The sequence below is a fragment of the Cupriavidus sp. USMAHM13 genome, assembly GCF_001854285.1.
Taxonomy (GTDB): domain Bacteria; phylum Pseudomonadota; class Gammaproteobacteria; order Burkholderiales; family Burkholderiaceae; genus Cupriavidus; species Cupriavidus malaysiensis.
In genome coordinates this window covers 1,589,390-1,605,613 of record NZ_CP017751.1, presented here as the reverse complement: position 1 = coordinate 1,605,613, position 16,224 = coordinate 1,589,390, and the positions used below count along the sequence as shown (strand labels likewise).

The following is a 16,224-nucleotide window of genomic DNA, read 5'->3' as shown; positions in this document are numbered from 1 at the left end:
CTGCCAAGAGGAAACCGATTTCATGGAAGTCTCACGTATCCGGGCCCTGCGCGGCCCCAACCTGTGGTGCCGCCATACCGCGATCGAGGCGATCGTGGCCTGCTCCGACCAATCGCACATGCTGACCGACCTGCCGGGCTTCGAAGACCGGCTGCGCGCGCGTTTCCCGGACATCGGCCCGCTGCGGCCCGACGACGAGGAAGGCATCGTCTCGCTGGCGCACGTGCTGGAAGTCGCCGCGCTGCGCCTGCAGGCCGCGGCCGGCTGCCCCGTCACCTTCAGCCGCACCGCGCCCACGGTCGAGCCGGGCACCTACCAGGTGGTGGTGCAGTACAGCGAAGAAGAAGTCGGCCGCCTGGCCTTCGACTTGGCCGAGGCCCTGTGCAAGGCGGCCCGCGACGACACCCCGTTCGACCTGGACGACGCCCTGCACCGCCTGCGCGAGCTCGACGAGGACGTGCGCCTGGGCCCCAGCACCGGCTCCATCGTCTATGCGGCGGTGGCACGCGGCATCCCCTACCGGCGCCTGACCCAGGGCAGCATGGTGCAGTTCGGCTGGGGCAGCAAGCAGCGCCGCATCCAGGCCGCCGAGACCGACATGACCAGCGCGGTGGCCGAATCGATCGCGCAGGACAAGGACCTGACCAAGCGCCTGCTGCACGCCGCCGGCGTGCCGGTGCCGCTGGGCCGCTCGGTACGCAGCGCCGAAGAGGCCTGGGCTGCCGCCCAGGAGATCAACGCGCCGGTGGTGGTGAAGCCGCGCGATGGCAACCAGGGCAAGGGCGTGGCGGTGCGCATCCGCACCCGCGAGGAAGTGCTGGCGGCCTACAAGGTGGCCGAGGACATCAGCTCCGACGTGATCGTCGAGCGCTATATCCCGGGCCATGACTTCCGCCTGCTGGTGGTCGGCAAGCACCTGGTGGCGGCGGCGCGGCGCGACCCGCCCCAGGTCACCGGCGATGGCGTGCACACCGTGCGCCAGCTGGTCGAGGAAGTGAACCGCGACCCGCGCCGCGGCGAGGGCCACGCCACCTCGCTGACCAAGATCCGCTTCGACGACATCGCGCTGGCCACCCTGGCCAAGCAGAACCTGAGCGCCGACTCGGTACCCGCCAAGGGCACGCGCGTGGTCCTGCGCAACAATGCCAACCTGTCGACCGGCGGCAGCGCCACCGACGTGACGGACGACGTGCACCCGGACATCGCCGCGCGCGCAGTGGCCGCCGCGCAGATGGTGGGCCTCGACATCTGCGGCGTCGACGCGGTCTGCGAGACCGTGCTGAAACCCTTCGAGGAGCAGGCCGGCGGCATCGTCGAAGTCAATGCCGCGCCGGGACTGCGCATGCACCTGCAGCCTTCGTACGGCAAGGGCCGCGCGGTCGGCGAGGCCATCGTCTCGACCATGTTCACCGACGGCGACGATGGCCGCATCCCGGTGGTGGCGGTGTCCGGCACCAACGGCAAGACCACCACGGTGCGCCTGATCACCCATATCCTGGCCACCAGCGGCCTGCGCATGGGCATGACCGGCACCGATGGCGTCTACATCCAGGGCGAGCGCATCGACACCGGCGACTGCAGCGGCCCGCGCAGCGCGCGCAGCGTGCTGCTGCACCCGGACGTCGACGCGGCCGTGTTCGAGACCGCGCGCGGCGGCCTGCTGCGTGAAGGCCTGGCCTTCGACCGCTGCGACGTCGCGGTGGTGACCAATGTGGGCGAAGGCGATCACCTGGGCCTGTCCTATATCAGCACGGTGGAAGACCTCGCCGTGCTCAAGAGCGTGATCGTGCAGAACGTGGCGCCGCACGGCATGGCCGTGCTCAATGCCGCCGACCCGATGGTCGCGCGCATGGCCGACGCCTGCCCGGGCAGCGTCACCTTCTTCGCACGCGATCCGCAGGAACCCGCGATGGCCACCCACCGCGCCCAGGGCAAGCGCGTGGTCTTCGTCGACGGACAGGAGATCGTGGCGGCCGAAGGGGACAAGGAAGTCCGCATCGCCTTCTCCGACATGCCGCTCACGCGTGGCGGCAGTATCGGCTTCCAGGTCGAGAACGCGATGGCTTCGGTCGCCGCGGCGTGGGCGCTCGGCGTCGACTGGAACGTGGTGCGCCAGGGCCTGATGCACTTCGACAGCGACGCGCAGACGGCCCCCGGACGCTTCAATGTGTTCGACTACAAGGGTGCCACGCTGATCGCCGACTATGGCCACAACCCGGATGCCATCCAGGCGCTCAGCACCGCGGTGCAGAGCATGCCCGGCAAGCGCCGCGTGGTGGTGATCAGCGGCGCCGGCGACCGCCGCGACGAAGACATCCGCCGCCAGACGCAGATCCTCGGCGGCGTGTTCGACGACGTCATCCTCTACCAGGACCAGTGCCAGCGCGGCCGCGAGGATGGCGAAGTGCTGGCCCTGCTGCGCGAAGGCCTGGAAGGCGCCCAGCGCGCCAGCCACGTGGAAGAGATCCGCGGCGAGTTCGTGGCGATCGACACCGGCCTGGCACGCCTGCAGCCGGGCGACCTGTGCCTGATCCTGGTCGACCAGGTGGAAGAAGCGCTCGACCACATCGCCAAGCGTATCGGCGAAGCCCGGGTCTAGGCTCGAGCCTCGGCGACCGGCACAGGCCGGCCCTCTGCGGGCCGGCCTTTTTCATTGGCGCCTCCCCTTTTCACGCCGTACCACTGCGCCGTACCACCGCGCAGTGCCTCAATGCCGCCCCGGCAGCGCAAGCCGGCGCTCGAGCATGTGCTGCAGCCCGGCCAGCAGCGTGCTGAGCACCCAGTAGATGGCGGCCACTGCCAGGTAGAGCGGCAGCGGCTGGTAGGTGGCGGCGATCACTTCCTGCGCCGTGCGCAGCAGTTCGGTCACCGTGATGACCGACACCAGCGACGTGTCCTTGATCAGGCTGATCAGGCTGTTGGACAGGCTCGGCACCGCCAGCCGCAGGGCCTGCGGGCCGATCACGTAGCGCAGCGCCTGCAGCGGCGTGAAGCCGAGGCTGTAGGCCGCCAGCCATTGGCCGCGCGCCACGCCGACAATGGCACCGCGCATGCTTTCCGACAGGTAGGCGCCGACGTTCAGGCTCAGCGTCAGCACGCCGGCCGGGGTCGGTTCCAGCGCGATGCCGATGCCCGGCAGGCCGTAGTAGACGACGAAGATCTGCACCAGCAGCGGCGTGCCGCGCATGATGCTGACGTAGCCGCGCGCCAGGGCCACCGCCAGGCGCTGGCCGCTGATGCCCATCAGCGCCACCAGCAGGCCCACCAGCAGGCCGAAGCCCATCGACCACACGGCGAATTTCACCGTCAGCAGCATGCCCTGCAACAGCACGGGCAGTGAATCCAGCACCAGCTTCAGAGCAGGCATGGCGGCAGCGCGAAAGCCGGCCGCACGGGCGCGCCGGCCGGCACGCCCGCATGGGCCGGTGAGTTGGCCGGCGCCGCTAACGGGCCGGGCGTGTCACGTCGACGTCGAACCACTTGGTCGACAGGCGGGCCAGGCTGCCGTCCCGGCGCAGGCCCTCCAGCGCCTGGTCGATGGCCTTGGCGAAGGCGGGATTGCCCTTGCGGAACGGAATGGCCACTTCGGCATTGGCACCCGGCAGCACGGCACCGGGCCGCAACGGCAGCTTGGCGGTCTTGACCAGGTAGCCCACCATCAAGCGGTCGTTGAGCGCGGCATCGATGCGCTGCGCGGCCAGGTCGCGCAGGTACTCGGGCGCGCCGGGATAGGTCTTGAGGTCGATGCCCGGCACCGACTTGGCCATCTCGTTGTAGTTGCTGCCCAGGCTGACGCCCAGCTTGAACCCCTTCAGGTCGGCCAGCGAACGGAAGGCACGCTTGTCGTCCTGGCGCTGGATCAGCTGTGCCGCCGAATAAGCGTAGGGGGTGGAGAAATCGAGCACCTCGCGCCGCTGCGGCGTGATCGCGACCTGGTTGACGATCACGTCGAACTTGCCCGCCTGCAGGCCGGCGATGATGCCGCTCCATTCGGTGGTGACGAATTCCGCCTTGACCCCCAGCCTGGCCGCCACAGCCTTCGCCACGTCGACGTCGAAGCCGTCGAGCTGGTTATCCGGGCCGCGGAAATTGAAAGGCGGGTAGGTCCCTTCCAGCCCGACTTTCAGCGCGCCGGCCTGCCGGACCGCATCGAGCAGGTCGGCCGCCCCGGCCGGCGTGCAGAACAAGCCGGCCACCGAGGCCGTCATCGCGAACAGGAAAGCGGCCCAGCCCCTTCGAAGCGTTCGCATGGCTCCTCCCATCGTTCTGGCAATCGGTCCGGCTCGGCCCGAGGCAGGCCGGCCGCGCCGCGTCCGCAACGGGCGGCACCGCAGTGATGCATGCGGCGCCGCGCCAGCGCAGGCGTGGTCGCATCCATTCTAGGACGTGCCCGCGCAGGATGCGACCCGGACGCCGCAGCACGCGAGCCGGCGGGCCGCGCAAGCACCGCCCGGCGCGGCCGCGGCGGCGCTACTGGAAAGCCTTGTCGTTGGGCTGGGCGTAGAGCGACTTCATATCGGCCGACAGCGGGTAGTTCAGGTTGAGGCCGCGCGGCGGGATCGGCGACTGGAACCACTTCTTGTAGAGCAGCTCGGCACGGCCGCTGGTCATCAGGTCGGCGATCACGCCGTCGGCCAGCTTCTTGAAGGCCGGATCGTCCTTGCGCAGCATGCAGGCATAGTTCTCCGTCTGCAGCGGCGTGCCGACCACCACCCAGTCGTCGCGGTTCTTGGCCTTGGTCAGTTCGCCGTAGAGCAAGGGCTCGTCCATCACGAAAGCGACGGCGCGCCCGCTTTCCAGGATCAGGAAGGACTGGCCGTGGTCCTTGGTGCTGATCAGGTTCATGTTCATGGCCTTCTCGCCGTTCATCTTCACCAGCAGGCGCTCGTCGGTGGTGCCGGCGGTGGTCACCACATTGCGGCCGGCGAGGTCGGGGAAGTCCTTGATGCCGGAGTCCTTGCGCGTCAGCATGCGCAGGCCATAGACGAACAGGCTGTTGCTGAAGGCGACCTGCTTCTGCCGCTCCAGGTTATTGGTCGTGGTGCCGCACTCCAGGTCGATGGTGCCGTTCATCATCAGCGGGATGCGGTTCTGCGAGGTGATCGGCATCAGCTTCACCTGCAGCCCTGGCAGGCTCAGCTGCGCCTTCACCTTGTCGACGATGTGCAGCATGATCTCGTGCGAGTAACCCATCACGTCCTTGCCGTTGGTGTAGGAGAAGGGGATGGAAGACTCGCGGTAGCCCAGCGTGATCACGCCGCTGTCCTTGATCTTGCGCAGCGTGTCGCTATCGCCCTCGGCGGCGCCGGCGGCCGCGGATGCCAGCGCGAACAGGGCCGCGGCGGCCGCGGCGCGCCGGCGGGAGGAGGTTCGCATCGGGCGTACGTTCAGCATCATGGTGAGGCTCTCCTGGTGGGGGGACGATCCGGATCGCACGATGCCAGGCCAGGGCCATGCCGGGCGCGCCGGGGCGCGCGGCGGCCGGGCACCCCGCCGCCTGCCGCCACGCCGGCCCCGGAACCCGGCACGGCCCTGCCTGTCATGCGATCCGCGCAGCGTAGCGGAGCGCGTGCGGCTTGCCCAATGCGAATACGTGCCAGAATATGTCCGAAGGCTATACCCTGGCCCGTCCCGACGTATCCCCTGCCTTTGCGCCCTCCGACCATGCGCCTGCGACAGATCGAAGTCTTCCGTGCCGTCATGCTGACCGGCACCGCCAGCGAGGCGGCGCGCCTGCTGCACGTGTCCCAGCCAGTCGTGACACGCGTGCTGCAGCACGCCGAGGCTTCGCTCGGCTTCCGCCTGTTCGAGCGCGTCAAGGGGAGGCTCCAGGCCACACCCGAGGCCGCTGCCCTGTACGGCGATGTCGAACGGCTATATGGCGAGATCGAACGGGTGCGGCGCGTCTCGGAAAGCCTGCGCCACAGCGGCGCCGGGCGGCTGCGCGTGGCGGCGACGCCCAGCCTGGCCGGCCCCCTGCTGGTGCCGGCGCTGCAGCGCTTCTGCGCGCGCCACCCCGACACCCAGGTCCAGGTACTCACCCACCATACCGGCGAGATCGTGCAGGGCCTGCTGTCCAACCAGATCGACCTGGGCTTCGCCTTCTCGCCGCCACGCCATGAAGCGCTCGCGGCGGCAGCGGTAGCATCGGGACGCATGCTGCTGGCGGTGCCGCGCGGCCTGCCGCTGCCCGCCGGCGGGCGGCGCGGCAGCGTGTCCATGCAGCGGCTCGCCGAGCGGCCTTTCATCGCCTACGACGACAACAGCTCGCTCGGGCTGCTGGTACGCCAGACGCTGGCGCGCAACGGGCTGGAACCGCGCTCCACGCTGGAAGTACAGACCTACTCGCTGGCGCTGGCCATGGTCGAAGCCGGGCTCGGCCTGACCCTGCTCGACCAGTTCACCGCGCTCGACGCCGATCCGGCCCGTATTGCACTGCACCAGATCGAACCCGCCCTGCCCTTCGAGATCCACGCGCTGCGCGCGCGCCACCGTGCCACCTCCAGCCTGGTCGACGACATGCGCGCCCAGTTCGCCCTGGTGGCGCAAGCCACCGCGCAAGCGCTGCCGCAGCGGCTGGAGGCACCGGCCGTGGTGTTCGAGCCGGCGGCCGCCGGCGCCGAGAATTGACAGCCACGCGAGGCGTGCACCATCATCGACACGAGCCAATACGGCGCCCCTCTCCATGTTCGCCCTGATCCTGCTCCTCCTCGTGCTGGCCAGCGCCTTCTTCTCGATCTCCGAGATCGCGTTGACGGCCTCGCGCCGCACCAAGCTGCAGACGCTGTCCGAACGCGGCGACCGCCGCGCGACCAAGGTCATGCTGCTCAAGGAAGAGCCCGGCAACTTCTTCACCATCGTGCAGATCGGCGTCAACAGCGTGGCCATCCTGGCCGGCATCCTGGGCGAAAAGCACGTGTCCGACCTGGTCTTCGCCGCGCTCTCGCCCTATATGGCGCAGGACATGGCGCAGCGCAGCGCCAATATCGGCTCCTTCCTGATCGTGACGCTGCTGTTCATCCAGTTCGCCGACCTGATCCCCAAGCGTATCGCCATGACCTTCCCCGAGACGTGTGCACTGGCGGTGATCGAGCCCATGCTGATGCTGCTCAAGGTGCTGCGTCCGCTGGTCTACGTGTTCAACGCGGCCGCCGACGCCGCGCTGCGGCTGTTCGGGCTGCCCACCAAGCCGGTCGACCAGATCACCTCCGAGGATATCGCCGCCATGGTCGATGCCGGCGCCGAGGCGGGCGTGCTGCACAAGCACGAGATCCACCTGATCGAGAACGTGTTCGAGCTCGACTCCAAGAGCGTGACGGCCATCATGACGCCGCGCGACGAGGTCGTTTACCTGCAACTGGACGAGTCGACCGACAGCGTGCGGCGCAAGCTGGTCAGCGAGCCGCACGCGCAGTATCCGGTGTGCGGCCGCGACCTGGACGACCTGCTCGGCTACATCGACACCAAGGACATCATGCAGCGGCTGCTGTCCGACCAGGCCATGCCGCTGGGCAATATCGGCAAGCATCACGACAAGAACGTGCTCGTGATCCCCGACACCCTGACCCTGTCGGAAGCGCTCACGCGCTTCCGCGAGATGCACCAGGGCTTCGCCGTGGTGATGAACGAATACGGGCTGGTGGTCGGCGTGGTCACGCTCGATGACATCGTCGGCGCCCTGATGGGCGACATCCTCTACTCCAACGAGGACGAGCAGATCGTGCGGCGCGACGACAACTCCTGGCTGGTCGACGGCCTGACGCCGCTGGTCGACCTGAAAAAGGCGCTGGAAGTGGAAACACTGCCGGGCGAAGACTACGTCGACACCGCGGGCGGGCTGGTGATCTACACGCTCAAGCGCATTCCCAAGAAATCCGAGTCCATCGAAGTGGCAGGATACCGGCTGGAGGTGGTGGACATCGACCACCACAAGATCGACCAGTTGCTGGTGTCGCGGCTGCCGCTGGCCGAGCGCACCGGCACCTGAGGCCTGGGCAACGCGCGAAGCGAGGGCCTGCCAATCGGCGGCTCAAGCAGGTGGCATTCACCTCGCCCGCGGCGAAGGGGATCGTTGCTATCAGCGGCCCCATGCCGCCGTTGTCGGCGGCGGTCGCCGCGCTGACATCGCCCAGCGTGGCGAGGATCCGGATGCGAGTGCCGGGGCAAGCTGGACCGGACACGTCGGGCGGCAGGCATCCACCGCCGCCGGAGGGTCCGGAGGCTCGGCCGAAGCGGCTGGCCAAGTCGCCGCACGAGATCGTCAGCCCCTGCTTGGCGGCGGCCATGGGCATCGACAGCCCCATGGTTCTTCATCGACCCGGCGCGCCGCGGCGGACGGCGCGCTCCTCGAATTGGAAAGTCCTGATTGGGCGGCACGGTCCTCCGGAGCGAAAAGCTCGGCTACCCGCGCCTGGCAGGATGCCGCGAGAAATCGCTCCTTGTTCTCATGCGAGAACAGATACCAATCCTTGTCCCACTTAGCATCCAGCCGCCTGCCTCGTCGAGGGGACAGCCTGAATTCCGAGTCACGAGATCCAGCGCCTTCGCCCGCAGACTTGGGCTTAGAGAAGGACTATTCCCAAAAAAATTCAGAATCCAATCATCCCAAAAATCATCCTTTACTGAAATGCGGCTGCTTTCTTTATCGGCACTTGTCGGCCTCGCGAGCAACATGTCAAATTGGCGGCGGCTTGAGCAGTCCGCGATGCCAGATGGGCAACCAAGCCTTGGCCAGATGGCAAGGTCGGCGGCCCTCGGCATTTTTGGCGGCGAGTTGACTCAACGACTCCTCCCGCCATCCCATTGAGAACAGGAGTGCATCAGACATGCGATGGAGACTTTGGCAGACGATCCGCGATCGGCAAGTTGCCTGCAGTGTACGCACGAAGGGCTGACACCGAGATCGCAAGGGAATTGTTCGACAAGCTAGCAGCCAGCGCACCGCCCCCGCTCGTCGCAAGAATAGTAGCGGACGACTATGAAGAAACCACCGCCAATGGTCGAGTTCGCACCGTTTCCTACAGGTGGTCCTTGCCAAACGTCGCACCGGGAATTCTGTTCACTCTTTCAGTTGCCCCGCTGGACAGTGCGGAGATCCAAGTGCTTGGTTCCGTAGCCATCATCCGATGAATTCAAGTATCCATTCGACTGTTTCGCGTCACAGTTCGCTGCACGGGCAGCCCTTGCGACCAACTCGCCACGACTGGCTCTGGCGCATCCTGCTCCTGCTGGTCTTGACTGCCTGGCTGGCGAGCGCCCATGGTCAGCGCATCGAACCACCTTTCGACTGCGGCGTGCTGTCCGTGCGAGATCTGGGAGACCGCTTTGAGCTGACCTTCGGCCACAAGAGACCGGGAGAACTAGACTGGTTCGTAGCGGGTGCGGGAGACGCGGACACGCTCGTCGTGGAAAGCAACAAGCCAGCGAAGCTGCTCGTATCCTCGAGCAATCCCCGCAACAAGGCTGGCCGGGAGGTCGACTTGGGTGACAAACTGGAAATCGCGCCTGATACGGAGATCGGCCTGACCTCGCGCCACGAAACCTGCACGATCACAGCACACTCTGACCCGAACAAGCGCGGCGTCGCGATCCGTTTCCTCGGGCACTGGCATGTACCGTTCTTCTCCGCTCCAGACGAGCCCCCTGCGTACAGCGACCTTTTTATCCCCGCACACCGGTAGCCGCAATCGCTCGATACACTCCCGGCACCCGGGCAAAGCCTCGCCTGCGCATCCGGGCTTTCCGCCTGCCTTGAATACCATCCCTGGCACTGAAGCCCGCGCCAGCAGCCAGGCGAAGCACGACGTTTCACAGCGGGACCTGACGAGGCACGCCGACAAGGGTTTCAAGCGTCGATCCCGAACGAAATGGCATCGACCTGGAGCGCCTGCGGTGCGGGTGCGCCCCAAAACAAAAAGCCTGTCGAACATCGACAGGCTTTCTGCATTTGGCGGAGAGGGAGGGATTCGAACCCTCGGTACGCTTGCACGTACGCCTGATTTCGAGTCAGGTACAATCGACCACTCTGCCACCTCTCCTGGAACTTGTTCGCCGGTGGCAATCAGCGAAGAACAAGATTATAGCGATAGCCTTGCCCCCGCCGCAAGCCCCTTCCGCAAAAAAGTTTTACGCCTCGGGTTCGAGCCGTTCGATGCCGCCCATGTAGGCGCGCAGCGCGGTCGGCACGGTCACCGAACCGTCGGCGTTCTGGTAGTTCTCCAGGATGGCCACCAGCGTGCGGCCGACTGCCAGCCCGGAACCGTTCAGCGTGTGCAGCAGCTCGGGCTTGCCCTGCGCATTGCGCGTGCGTGCCTGCATGCGGCGCGCCTGGAAGTCGCCCATGTTCGAGCAGGAGCTGATCTCGCGATAGGTGTTCTGCGCGGGGATCCACACTTCGAGGTCATAGGTCTTGGTGCTGCCGAAGCCCATGTCGCCGGTGCACAGCACGATGGTGCGGAACGGCAGTTCCAGCTTCTTCAGGATGGCCTCGGCGTGGCCGGTCATTTCCTCCAGCGCCGCGAAGGACTGCTCGGCCGGCACCACCTGCACCATCTCGACCTTGTCGAACTGGTGCTGGCGGATCATGCCGCGCGTGTCCTTGCCGTAGGAGCCCGCCTCCGAGCGGAAGCACGGCGAATGGGCGACGAAGCGCAGCGGCAGCTTGTCGGCCGCGACGATGGCGTCGCGCACGATATTGGTCAGCGGCACCTCGGCGGTCGGGATCAGGTAGAAGTTCTCGATGCGCTCGCCACCATCCTCGGCCTCGCCGCCGACCTTGCGCGGCACCTTGAACAGGTCTTCCTCGAACTTCGGCAACTGCCCGGTACCGCGCATCGAGGCGGCATTGACGATGTAGGGTACGTAGGTCTCGGTATAACCATGCTCCGTCGCATGGGTGTCGATCATGAACTGCGCCAGCGCACGGTGCAGGCGCGCCACGCCGCCGCGCAGCATCGCGAAGCGTGCGCCGGTGACCTTGGCCGCGGTATCGAAGTCCAGGCCGAGGCGCGCGCCCACGTCGACGTGGTCCTTGATCTCGAAGTCGAAGCTGCGCGGCGTGCCGACGCGGCGCACTTCCACATTGCCGCTCTCGTCGGCGCCGACCGGCACGCTCTCGTGGGGCAGGTTCGGGATCGTCAGCATCAGATCAGACAACTGGGCCTGGATCTCGTCCAGCCGCGCGGCCGAGGCCTTGAGCGTGTCACCGATGCCACCGACCTCGGCCATCACCGCGGAGGTGTCCTCGCCCTTGCCCTTGAGCATGCCGATCTGCTTGGAGAGGCTGTTGCGGCGCGCCTGCAGTTCCTCGGTCTGGGTCTGCAGTTGCTTGCGTTCGGTCTCGAGGGCCTGGAAGGCGGCCACGTCGAGTTGGAAGCCGCGCGTGGCGAGGCGCTGGGCCACGGCGTCGATGTCTTTGCGGAACAGCTGGATGTCGAGCATGTCGAGGATCGGGGAAGTGCGGAGCCGGCGACATGCCGGCGGACCCGCTATTTTACTGCAGCGGCGACGCCCGTCCGCCGGGAACAGCGAGAACGGGACGCCGCTTATCGGTCGCCCGGCTCCGCCGGGCCGGCGGCGGGATCGGCGGCAGCGCCTGAGGCCCCGCGCGCGGCGCGCTCAGCCGCGGCGGCTTTGGCTGCATTTTCAGCCTTCGCAGCCTTCTGGCGCCGGTGCCAGTCGGCGTCGAGCTCGCGCAGGTGGCGCAGCTTGTCGCCGATCTTGCCCTCCAGGCCGCGCGGCGTCGGCTGGTACCAGCCCTGCGGGCGCAGGTCGTCCGGGAAATAGTGCTCGCCGGCGGCGTAGGCCTCGGGCTCGTCGTGCGCGTAGCGGTAGGCGTGGCCGTAGCCCAGTTCCTTCATCAGCTTGGTGGGCGCATTGCGCAGATGCACGGGCACCGGGCGCGACTTGTCCTTGGCGACGAAGGCGCGCGCCGCGTTGTAGGCGTTGTAGCCGGCATTGGACTTGGGCGCCACGGCCAGGTAGACCAGCGCTTGCGCCAGCGCCAGCTCCCCCTCCGGCGAGCCCAGCCGCTCATAGGTCTCGGCAGCATCCAGGGTGATGCGGGCGGCGCGCGGGTCGGCCAGCCCGATGTCTTCCCACGCCATGCGCACGATGCGCCGGGCCAGGTAGCGCGGATCGGCGCCGCCATCCAGCATGCGGCAGAACCAGTACAGCGCGCCGTCGGGATCGGAGCCACGCACGGACTTGTGCAGGGCGCTGATCTGGTCGTAGAAGGCATCGCCGCCCTTGTCGAAGCGACGCAGGTTCTCCGACAGGGCACTGCCCAGCAGCGCGGTGTCGATGGCCTGCTGGCCGGCGCTGCGCGCCGCGCGCGCGACGATCTCGATATTGTTGAGCAGCTTGCGGCCGTCGCCGTCGGCCGACGCCACGATCAGCTTGAGCGCCTCGTCGTCCCAGCGCAGCCCGCCCAGCTCCGCGCTCGCACGGCCCGCGAGCTGCGCCAGCTCGGCGTCGTCCAGGCTCTTGAGCACGTAGACCGCCGCGCGCGACAGTAATGCGCCGTTGACCTCGAAGGACGGGTTCTCGGTGGTGGCGCCGATAAAGGTGAACAGACCGCTTTCCACGTGCGGCAGGAAGGCATCCTGCTGGCTCTTGTTGAAGCGGTGCACCTCGTCGACGAAGACCAGGGTGCGGCGGCCGTGGGCGCGGTATTGCTCGGCGCGCTCGACCGCCTCGCGGATGTCCTTGACGCCCGACAGCACTGCCGACAAGGCGATGAACTCGGCGTCGAAGACGTCGGCCATCAGCCTTGCCAGCGTGGTCTTGCCCACACCGGGCGGCCCCCACAGGATCATCGAGTGCGGCTCGCCGGAAGCAAAGGCCACGCGCAGCGGCTTGCCCGGCCCGAGCAGGTGCTGCTGGCCGATGACTTCATCGATGTTGCGCGGGCGCAGCCGCTCCGCGAGCGGCTGGTTGGAACGGTCAGGGGTTTCGGAGAACAGCGTATCCGCCACGGTTGTCATGCCTCGGTATCGGGGCGCGCCGCGTGCGGCGCGCGACCTCACAGTGTAGACCATCCGCGGCACCACCCCGCCCTTGCCGGCCGTGCCGGCCTTGCCTAGTCGCCGCCGCTGGCGGCGAAGGCGTCGAGGATGGCGCCGCCCGCCCTGCCGGTGCGGGCGCGCCAGGCGGCCACCGGCGCAGAAGCCGCCGCGCGCAGCGCCGCGCGCACGCCCGGCTCCGCCTCGCCGCGCACGGTCACGCCGTTCGCCATCATCTGCGCCGCGTTCTCGGCGATGCGCGTCGACAGCCGCACCCACTGGCGCTGCTCGGTGGCCTGTGCGGCGGCATCGACCACCTCGCGCTGGGCCGGCGTCAGGGCCGCATAACTGGCATTGCCGACAGTCGTGAAGGACAGCGGCATGGCATAGCCGATCGCGGTGAAGTTGGGCAGGTAGCGCCACAGCTTGCGCGCCGCGCCGTCATCGCCGGAGCACAGCACCGCATTGACAGAGCCCTCGCGCAGGCGGGGCATAGTGTCGGCCAGCGGCAGCTCGACCGCACGTGCGCCGGCGGCGCGGATCAGCCCGGTCGAAATCGTGTCGGCAGTGCGCACCGTCAGCGCGCGCAGGTCCGCCAGCGAGGCCAGCGGCGCACGCGACCACAACCCGGTCGGCGGCCACGGCGTGATGTAGAGCAGGTGCTGCCCCTGCGCGGCCAAGGCGCGTGCGTAGTCGGCGCGCGCAAGCCCGGCCAGGCGCCGCGCCGACTCCAGCGAGGTCGCGATGAAGGGCAGCGAGGGCAGCTGGAACAGAGGATCGAGCTGGCCCAGTGCTTCGGCCGGGATGTCGCCGCCGTCGCTGCGCGCGTCCCTCGCCGCTGTCGCCGCGGGTGGCGGCAGCGGGCGGGCGTCCACGCCGGCCTCGAAGGCGGGCGCCACCAGCAGCGTCCCGCCCGAGCGCGCCTTCATCTCCTCGGCAAAGGTCGACAGTCCCTCGCCGGCCATGCCGGCGGCCGGCGCTTCCGTCGTCATGCGCCAGGTCACCGGCGCAGGCACGCTTGCCGCGGCCGAAGCGGCCGAAGCGGCCGGCGCCGGTGCCGACGCGGGCTGCGCCCGCGCCGGCACGAACGGCGTCATCGACAACAGCGCCAGCGCCAGCACCAGCGGCAACGGCCGTCCGCAGGCCCGCCGGAGGAGGCGGCAAAGCAAGACGTCGCACACGGCGAGACGAAGCATGTCACGGTCCTAGCGTTGTTCGAGCCTGGGTGGAAGGGGCAGCCCGCAGGCCCGGGCCGCACCGCATTATAGGGAGTCGCCATCACCGCCACGGCTTGCGGCGAGGTGATGCCGCACCGCCTTCAGGATCCCGCGCCCCGGCCGATATACGAACTACCGATGCCCTGCATTGACGCCGGCGCGCGCGAGCCGGCGCCATGCCGCCCTGTTGCCAGAGACCCCTATGCTGCTGTCCTACCGCATGTTGCTGTTCAAGATTTCCCGGCTGACGGGCCGCAACCGCATGACCGCTGTCGACGAGATCGCGCTGGCCGGCCAGCTCGCCGAAATGATGCATCGCCCGCATGCAGCGGAGCGCGTGGTGGCGGACCTGATGGATCACGAGCATGCCCAGGTGCGCCGCGTCGCCCTGAACGCGGTGCGGCGCGCACGCTGCTTTGCCTGCCCTAACCTGTTGCCGGCCCTGCTGCGCCGCCTGGCCGATGCCGAACCCTGGTTGCGCCATGACGCGGCCTGGGTGGTCGCCGAGGGCCAGTTCGACGGCGCCGAACTCCGTGCCGCGCTGCGCCGCCTGGCCGGCCGGACGCAGTTGCCGCAGGACGCGGCGCGCGCGCGCGCCTTCCCCGACGATGCCCTGCTCCAGGCCCAGGTCAAGGCACGCACGGCCCTTGACGCACTGTTGAAGAAGAGCGCCGCGGAGGCCAACCGCAGGCTGGGACTGGCCGGGGCCGCAGGCTATGCCAAAGGCACGGTCGGCCACAACAATATGGTCCGGCGGGAAACGAACCGCCGCACGGCCGCGCGGCGCCTGGACAGCAGCGTGCGGCTGACCTACCGCCCGCTGCCACCGCCCGAGGGCGTGCTGCGCATCAATTCGGCGGCCAAGACCAAGACCTCGCCGGGCTGAACCGGACCGGCCGTCCGCCGGCTAGCGCCTGGCCCGCTCCGCAAGCACGCGCATCGGCGCGGCGGGCAGCGGCCCGTGGCAGCTGCGCGAGCCGTCGGCCTGGCCCAGCACCAGCCAGACCCGCGCGGCATCGCCGGCGGGGTGAAGCAGCCAGGCCGGTGCGCGCCCGCCGCCCAGGCTCTCGAGCACGCCGCTGCTGGCCGACTGCAGCATGGCGGCGCAATCAGCCACTGGCGCCTTGGTCGCGGCGAGGAAATCGCGGTTGGCCAGCACCTCGGGCAAGGCCATGTCGGGCGCCCCAAGGAAGGCATCGACGTCGAACTGGCGCGCGCCGGATCCCGGCGCCGCGCAGGCCGCCAGCCCGGCCGCCAGCAGCGCGGCGGCAGCCAGGCGGGGCAGGCTGCAGAAGGCGTTCACTCGCATGCCGGTCCTCACTGTTTCATCACGTCGGCACCCTTGGGCACCGTGAAGCGGAACGTATCGGCCGGCAGTGCCGGGTTCTTCTGCATCGCGGTGAAGCTCAGCAGCGTGGTGTTGCCGAAGGCATCGCGCAACTCCATGGCCGCCAGGTTGCCGCCCTTGAAGCCGATGCCGATACGCTCGAACTGCGTGTCCTTGGACTTGGGCGTCAGTTCCAGCCACTCGATGCCGTCACGCGTGGCGCCGTTCCTGACCACGAAATTCTTCTCGAGATCATTGCTGCCGAACAGGATGGCGGCCGGACTGGAACCGAGCGCGCCATCGAGCTTGCGCTCGGTGACCTGGTTCAGGTCCTTGTCGTAGATGTAGAGGGTCTGGCCGTCCGCCTGCAGCAATTGCTCATAGGGCTTCTCGTAGCGCCAGGTGAACTTGCCCGGCCGCGAGAAGGCGAAGCTGCCGCTCGAGTTGCCGGTCACCTTGAGCGTATCGCCCTGCCCCTTGACCTGGCGCTGCGTGAACTCGCCGCGCGCAGTCTTGACAGTGGTGACGAAGGCCTGCAACTGGTCGGTGGCGGCGGCATGCGCGGCCGTCAGGCCCGAGGCCAGCAGGGCCAGCAGGACGCCGGTCCGTGCGAGCTGGCGCCGAGCCGGCGCAAAACTCCTGATGTGCATGAGGTTGCTTCCTTGCGTTCTTCGGTTTA

14 protein-coding genes and 1 tRNA gene are annotated in these 16,224 nt (G+C 68.4%); 6 read left to right on the top strand and 9 right to left on the bottom strand.

The genetic code is table 11. The features are described 5' to 3' along the window. The first annotated feature begins 22 nt into the window (after positions 1–22). Positions 23–2,599, top strand: coding sequence for a cyanophycin synthetase (gene cphA, locus BKK81_RS06990; RefSeq protein WP_071011616.1), 2,577 nt, complete (start codon positions 23–25; stop codon positions 2,597–2,599). A gap of 108 nt (positions 2,600–2,707) precedes the next feature. Here cphA and BKK81_RS06985 read toward each other — a convergent pair whose 3' ends face one another. The 3 genes from BKK81_RS06985 to BKK81_RS06975 all read right to left on the bottom strand — a co-directional run bounded on the left by BKK81_RS06985 (position 2,708) and on the right by BKK81_RS06975 (position 5,397). Next, positions 2,708–3,367 (bottom strand): amino acid ABC transporter permease, encoded by a 660-nt coding sequence (locus tag BKK81_RS06985; protein ID WP_071011615.1) that lies wholly within the window; start codon positions 3,365–3,367, stop codon positions 2,708–2,710. A 76-nt stretch (positions 3,368–3,443) separates the two neighbouring features. Then, positions 3,444–4,250: a transporter substrate-binding domain-containing protein gene (locus BKK81_RS06980; protein WP_083383990.1), complete on the bottom strand. Its 807-nt coding sequence runs from the start codon at positions 4,248–4,250 to the stop codon at positions 3,444–3,446. Positions 4,251–4,470: 220 nt separating this feature from the next. Continuing rightward, positions 4,471–5,397, bottom strand: coding sequence for a glutamate/aspartate ABC transporter substrate-binding protein (locus tag BKK81_RS06975; protein ID WP_442873243.1), 927 nt, complete (start codon positions 5,395–5,397; stop codon positions 4,471–4,473). Positions 5,398–5,664: 267 nt separating this feature from the next. Between BKK81_RS06975 and BKK81_RS06970 the strand changes: the two genes are divergently transcribed. The 4 genes from BKK81_RS06970 (at position 5,665) to BKK81_RS06960 (ending at position 9,680) form a co-directional block, all read left to right on the top strand. Continuing rightward, the gene (locus BKK81_RS06970) at positions 5,665–6,630 is read left to right on the top strand and encodes a LysR family transcriptional regulator (RefSeq protein ID WP_071011611.1); all 966 of its coding nucleotides are present in this window, start codon (positions 5,665–5,667) and stop codon (positions 6,628–6,630) included. A 55-nt stretch (positions 6,631–6,685) separates the two neighbouring features. Next, a complete protein-coding gene (locus BKK81_RS06965) occupies positions 6,686–7,987 on the top strand; it encodes a hemolysin family protein (RefSeq protein ID WP_071011609.1) in 1,302 nt (433 codons plus the stop codon). Between the two features lie 827 nt (positions 7,988–8,814). Continuing rightward, entirely contained in the window at positions 8,815–9,129 is a 315-nt protein-coding gene (locus BKK81_RS36980) for an NMCC_0638 family (lipo)protein (protein WP_442873394.1), read from the top strand. Beyond that, positions 9,126–9,680 (top strand): hypothetical protein, encoded by a 555-nt coding sequence (locus BKK81_RS06960; protein ID WP_071011608.1) that lies wholly within the window; start codon positions 9,126–9,128, stop codon positions 9,678–9,680. The genes BKK81_RS36980 and BKK81_RS06960 overlap by 4 nt, the downstream gene beginning before the upstream one ends. A gap of 267 nt (positions 9,681–9,947) precedes the next feature. Here the strand turns inward: BKK81_RS06960 and BKK81_RS06955 are convergent. The 4 genes from BKK81_RS06955 to dctP form a co-directional block, all read right to left on the bottom strand. Further along, a tRNA-Ser gene (locus BKK81_RS06955) sits at positions 9,948–10,037 on the bottom strand. Positions 10,038–10,125: 88 nt separating this feature from the next. Then, on the bottom strand, positions 10,126–11,439 hold the full coding sequence (gene serS, locus BKK81_RS06950; protein ID WP_071011606.1) for a serine--tRNA ligase: 1,314 nt from the start codon (positions 11,437–11,439) through the stop codon (positions 10,126–10,128). A 104-nt stretch (positions 11,440–11,543) separates the two neighbouring features. Beyond that, on the bottom strand, positions 11,544–12,983 hold the full coding sequence (locus BKK81_RS06945; protein ID WP_156811164.1) for a replication-associated recombination protein A: 1,440 nt from the start codon (positions 12,981–12,983) through the stop codon (positions 11,544–11,546). A 95-nt stretch (positions 12,984–13,078) separates the two neighbouring features. Next, positions 13,079–14,197 (bottom strand): TRAP transporter substrate-binding protein DctP, encoded by a 1,119-nt coding sequence (dctP, locus tag BKK81_RS06940; RefSeq protein WP_231907996.1) that lies wholly within the window; start codon positions 14,195–14,197, stop codon positions 13,079–13,081. Positions 14,198–14,420: 223 nt separating this feature from the next. On the opposite strand from dctP, the gene BKK81_RS06935 reads away from it, so the two are divergent. Further along, a complete protein-coding gene (locus BKK81_RS06935) occupies positions 14,421–15,104 on the top strand; it encodes a hypothetical protein (protein ID WP_231907995.1) in 684 nt (227 codons plus the stop codon). Positions 15,105–15,125: 21 nt separating this feature from the next. On the opposite strand, the gene BKK81_RS06930 is transcribed toward BKK81_RS06935, so the two are convergent. Both BKK81_RS06930 and lolA read right to left on the bottom strand, forming a co-directional pair. Beyond that, on the bottom strand, positions 15,126–15,527 hold the full coding sequence (locus BKK81_RS06930; RefSeq protein WP_071011604.1) for a hypothetical protein: 402 nt from the start codon (positions 15,525–15,527) through the stop codon (positions 15,126–15,128). Between the two features lie 8 nt (positions 15,528–15,535). Continuing rightward, the gene (gene lolA, locus BKK81_RS06925) at positions 15,536–16,195 is read right to left on the bottom strand and encodes an outer membrane lipoprotein chaperone LolA (protein WP_083383988.1); all 660 of its coding nucleotides are present in this window, start codon (positions 16,193–16,195) and stop codon (positions 15,536–15,538) included. Between the last annotated feature and the right edge of the window lie 29 nt (positions 16,196–16,224).